This is a genomic window from Mesorhizobium sp. M7A.F.Ca.CA.002.09.1.1 (assembly GCF_003998555.1).
GTDB lineage: Bacteria > Pseudomonadota > Alphaproteobacteria > Rhizobiales > Rhizobiaceae > Mesorhizobium > Mesorhizobium ciceri.
In genome coordinates this window covers 1-4,400 of record NZ_RZRR01000458.1, presented here as the reverse complement: position 1 = coordinate 4,400, position 4,400 = coordinate 1, and the positions used below count along the sequence as shown (strand labels likewise).

General features: G+C 61.7%; 5 protein-coding genes. 4 read left to right on the top strand and 1 reads right to left on the bottom strand.

Going from position 1 to position 4,400, the window contains the following annotated elements; all coding sequences use genetic code 11:
- Positions 1-308: 308 nt before the first annotated feature.
- Positions 309-512 (bottom strand): DUF465 domain-containing protein, encoded by a 204-nt coding sequence (locus tag EN994_RS19615; protein ID WP_013529216.1) that lies wholly within the window; start codon positions 510-512, stop codon positions 309-311.
- A gap of 239 nt (positions 513-751) precedes the next feature.
- On the opposite strand from EN994_RS19615, the gene EN994_RS19610 reads away from it, so the two are divergent.
- The 4 genes from EN994_RS19610 to EN994_RS19595 all read left to right on the top strand — a co-directional run bounded on the left by EN994_RS19610 (position 752) and on the right by EN994_RS19595 (position 4,282).
- Positions 752-931 carry a YdcH family protein gene (locus EN994_RS19610; protein WP_013529217.1) on the top strand — a complete coding sequence of 60 codons (180 nt, stop codon included), beginning with the start codon at positions 752-754 and terminating at the stop codon, positions 929-931.
- 334 nt (positions 932-1,265) lie between these two features.
- Positions 1,266-2,519 (top strand): flavodoxin-dependent (E)-4-hydroxy-3-methylbut-2-enyl-diphosphate synthase, encoded by a 1,254-nt coding sequence (gene ispG / locus EN994_RS19605; RefSeq protein WP_024502967.1) that lies wholly within the window; start codon positions 1,266-1,268, stop codon positions 2,517-2,519.
- Between the two features lie 5 nt (positions 2,520-2,524).
- Positions 2,525-3,379: a lytic transglycosylase domain-containing protein gene (locus tag EN994_RS19600; RefSeq protein ID WP_063169169.1), complete on the top strand. Its 855-nt coding sequence runs from the start codon at positions 2,525-2,527 to the stop codon at positions 3,377-3,379.
- Between the two features lie 87 nt (positions 3,380-3,466).
- Positions 3,467-4,282, top strand: coding sequence for a Stf0 family sulfotransferase (locus EN994_RS19595; protein ID WP_082826558.1), 816 nt, complete (start codon positions 3,467-3,469; stop codon positions 4,280-4,282).
- Positions 4,283-4,400 lie beyond the last annotated feature (118 nt).

The window sequence follows — 4,400 nt, the reverse complement described above, 5'->3', positions numbered from 1 at the left end:
GTTTTGAGGGGCGGGCGGTGAGCTGTGTCGACGGCCGGGGCTGAGCCGCGCGAAGGCGCAGGTTTCCCAGCGGCGTCGCCGGACAATCCGTCAGAACGGTGGGATCACTGACCGAGAGCGTGCGACGAAGCCGTCGAGTTCGAGGTGCTCCATGTGCGAGATCGCCCGGCAGGACGCGCCGTCGCGGCTAGTGCACCGGCGAAAAAGAGCCCAACGATTGACCGGCCAAAGGCACCGTCACACGACCGCGCAGGGAGATGCAGATCGCCGCTGCCTGGCGCTCGATCAGCGTCAGCACATCACATCGTTCACGCAATGATGTCGGGAATGATCTTGTCTTCCAGCGCCATCAGCCGGTCCTTGAGGAACAGCTTCTTCTTCTTCATGCGCTGGATCTGCAGCGGATCGCAGGCCATGGCGATCATCGCGTTGATGGCTGCATCGAAATCGGCGTGTTCCTGCTTCAGGCGGGAAAATTCGAGGCGAATATCGGCCTGTTCCTGATCGGACATTCTCTACCGTCTGCACGTCTGCGGCGCCCAAAGCTGGGCCTGATTGGGCGGGGCCGGGTGTTTTGTCACCGGCGTGCAGCCCATATCACATTTCACAGTGTCGTGGAATGCTACCACGGATCATTCGACATCGCCCGCGGAAGGTGACACACTGTCACCGTGCCGTCACAGAAGCGAACCTGCGGTGGACGCGCCGTGACGGTTGCAATCGAGGAAAACCATGAAAGGGAGAACCAATCATGTCTCTTGCATCCCATCTTGATGAGTTGCAGCGGAAACACGGCGACATCGAACGTGAAATCGATGACGCGATGAATCATCCATCGGTCGACGACCTCGAAATCGTGAATCTTAAGCGACGCAAGCTGGCACTCAAGGACGAGATTGAAAAACTAAGAGGAAAACCGACCACGCATTGATGCCCTCCTGACATAGCCGCGCGGTATCCGCGGCCTCTTTTCCCGGCGGCTCCCCGCCGCCGGCGTGGAGAGGTTTGATTTCCCAGCACGGTCTGTCAGCCGAAGCTGGACTTGCACCCGGCTTAATATCCGCTTCGGCCGTCGCCCGTTTCGCCAGATCATCGATTGTTTTTGGTCGTTGGCGACGTGCCGATTCGGGCCAGTGGCGACCTGTCGCCATTGACAAGCCATCTTTGCTCCTCCACCTCATGCCCGGACCTCAGCGCATCGGCCCGGGGCGTCGTTGTGCGCCCATGCAGGACACAAGATGCTCCAGAGACAAAAGGCTGCCGGCATGACCGGATATTTTTCCTCTCCTTTCCCCCGCCGCACCTCGGTCGGCGTCGATGTCGGCGGCGTGGTCGTCGGCGGCGGCGCGCCCGTTGTCGTCCAATCGATGACCAACACCGACACGGCCGATATCGACCAGACCGTCGCGCAGGTCGCAGCACTGCACCGGGCCGGCTCCGAGATCGTGCGCATCACCGTCGATCGCGACGAGAGTGCCGCCGCCGTACCGCGCATTCATGAGCGGCTTCAGCGGCTTGGCATCAACGTGCCGCTGGTCGGCGATTTCCACTATATCGGCCACAAGCTCTTGGCCGATCACCCGGCCTGCGCCGAGGCGCTGGCCAAATATCGGATCAACCCCGGCAATGTCGGCTTCAAGGACAAGAAGGACCGGCAGTTCGCCGACATCGTCGAGATGGCGATCAGGCATGACAAGCCGGTGCGCATCGGTGTCAACTGGGGCTCGCTCGACCAGGAGCTTTTGACCCGGCTGATGGACGACAACCAGGACAAGGGTTTTCCGCTGACGGCGCAAGAGGTGATGCGCGAGGCGATCGTGCAGTCGGCCATTCTCTCGGCCGAGATGGCGGAAGAGATCGGCCTTGGCCGCGAGAAAATCATCCTGTCGGCCAAGGTCAGCGGCGTGCAGGACCTGATTGCCGTCTATGCCGAGCTCGCCACCCGCTCCAACCATGCACTGCATCTCGGCCTGACTGAAGCCGGCATGGGCTCGAAAGGCATCGTCGCTTCGTCGGCCGCCATGGGCATCCTGCTGCAGCAAGGCATCGGCGACACCATCCGCATCTCGCTGACGCCGGAGCCGAATGGCGACCGCACGCGCGAGGTGCAGGTTTCGCAGGAATTGCTGCAGACGATGGGGTTCAGGCAGTTCGTGCCGATCGTCGCCGCGTGTCCCGGCTGCGGCCGCACGACCTCGACCGTGTTCCAGGAGCTCGCTCAGAACATCCAGGCAGATCTCAGGAAGAACATGCCGGTGTGGCGCGACAAATATCCCGGCGTCGAGAACCTCAAGGTCGCGGTGATGGGTTGCATCGTCAACGGCCCGGGCGAGTCCAAGCATGCCGATATCGGCATTTCGCTGCCCGGCACCGGCGAGACGCCGACGGCGCCTGTCTTCGTCGACGGCAAGAAGGCGGCGACGCTGCGCGGACCGTCGATCGCGGCGGATTTCGAGAAAATGGTCGCCGACTATATCGAACAGCGGTTCGGTCGCGGCGGCAAGGCCGCGGCAGAGTAGGTCAAATGCAGCGTTTCCTGTGGGCGACGCTGGTCCTGCTGTGTGGGCTAGTCTGGTCGACACTGGCTCAGGCCGATCCGCCGCAATCCGCCAAGCAACGGCTTATCGACAAGGTCTGCAACCTGATCCAGGCGCATGCCGACCAGAATGGTTTGCCCAGGGATTTCTTCGCCCGGCTGATCTGGAAGGAGAGCCGTTTCGATCCCAACGCCGTCAGTCCCGTCGGCGCCGAAGGCATTGCCCAGTTCATGCCGGGAACCGCCAAGATGCGCGGGCTTGCCAATTCCTTCGACATCAATCAGGCGATCCCGGCTTCGGCGAAATATCTCGCCGAAATGAAAACCGGCTACGGCAATCTCGGCCTGGCGGCCGCCGCCTACAATGCCGGCGAGAGCCGGGTGTCGCGCTGGCTCAGTTCCGGCGGTTTCCTGCCGATGGAAACCGAAAGCTATGTCTTCGACATCATGGGCGAACCAGCCGACAAGTTCACCGACCGAGCCTATGCCGGAAGGGTCGAACCGCTCGACGCTAAGGCGGATTTTGCCGTCGCTTGCCGAAAACTGCCGGTGATCATGTCGCGGACCGTGGCGATGGCCTCGATCAACGTAAAGCCGTGGGGCATCCAGGTGGCCGGCAATTTCCGCCGCAGTGCCGCGATCAACCAGTGGCTCAGGATAAGGAGCCGGTTCCCGGCCCTGCTCAACGGGCACGATCCAGTGGTCAGCCGGGTGCGCACGCCGATCGGCCGGCGGGGTATCTATGCGGTCAGGATCGGTGTCGACCACCGCGCCGATGCAAACGTCATCTGCCAGAAATTGCAAAGCATCGGTGGGGCATGCGTGGTGGTGCGCAACCGGTGATTTGACCCCTGCCGGCAGGGTATTTTGTCTGAGAGAGGCATTTAGAAAGCGACAGCCGTGACGTCGCATCCACCAAGGATTTCAGCTATGGCGGCGGTCATCTTACCAGGAGCGACAGCCCCTGCCTTTGACAAGCCGCGTGGGCACAACATGTTCGATGGATACATTATCTGCGGCACACCGAGGACCGGAAGCACGCTGCTGTGCAAGCTCCTGGCGTCCACCAAGACCGCCGGCGATCCACATTCGTTTTATCGGCGCCAGGACGTGGTGGAGTGGGCCGAAGAGTGGAAGCTGCTCGATCGCGCCGCGATGAGCGAGCGCGAATTCGATGCCGCTTACCTCAATGCTACGATCGCCGCTGGCAAGGGTGGGACCGGCCTCTTCGGTCTCCGCTTGATGCGCGAAAATCTGGATGAGCTTTCGGCGATCCTCGGCCGGATTTTCCCAAAACTGTCATCCGACAGAGCACGGTTCGAAAGAGCATTCGGCAATGTTCTCTACATACACCTCTCGCGGGAGGACAAGCTTGCGCAGGCTGTCTCCCTGATCAAGGCAGAGCAGACCGGTCTTTGGCATATCGCTCCCGACGGCACCGAGATCGAAAGGGTCGCACCGCCGAAAGAGCCCCAATATGATTTCGAGCGGATCAGGCGTGAGGTCGAGGTACTCGAGACCTATGATGCGGCATGGAACATTTGGTTCGCTGAGCAAGGCATAACCCCGCTTCGGGTTGGCTACGAGCGCCTTTCGAGCAATCCGGCGGCGACGTTGCTAGGCATCTGTGAAGTCTTGGATGTCCAAGCACCAGACGCCGAAGATGTAAGGCCCGGCGTCGCAAAGCTCTCCGACGACACCAGCCTCGACTGGATGCGCCGCTATCGCCTCGACGCAGCCGCCTGATGCATCGATGGAGGCAGGCTAGGCCGTCTTGGCCACCACGGTCTCGCTGAGCCAGGTGCCGATCTTGGTGCCCAGTCGGTCGGGCGAAACGGGCTTCGGCAGATAGTCGTCCATGCCC

Excerpts from the sequence above, each read along its gene's own strand:
- EN994_RS19615 (WP_013529216.1), bottom strand. The coding sequence starts at position 512 with ATGTCCGATCAGGAACAGGCCGATATTCGCCTCGAATTTTCCCGCCTG.
- EN994_RS19610 (WP_013529217.1), top strand. The coding sequence starts at position 752 with ATGTCTCTTGCATCCCATCTTGATGAGTTGCAGCGGAAACACGGCGAC.
- ispG (WP_024502967.1), top strand. The coding sequence starts at position 1,266 with ATGACCGGATATTTTTCCTCTCCTTTCCCCCGCCGCACCTCGGTCGGC.
- EN994_RS19600 (WP_063169169.1), top strand. The coding sequence starts at position 2,525 with ATGCAGCGTTTCCTGTGGGCGACGCTGGTCCTGCTGTGTGGGCTAGTC.
- EN994_RS19595 (WP_082826558.1), top strand. The coding sequence starts at position 3,467 with ATGGCGGCGGTCATCTTACCAGGAGCGACAGCCCCTGCCTTTGACAAG.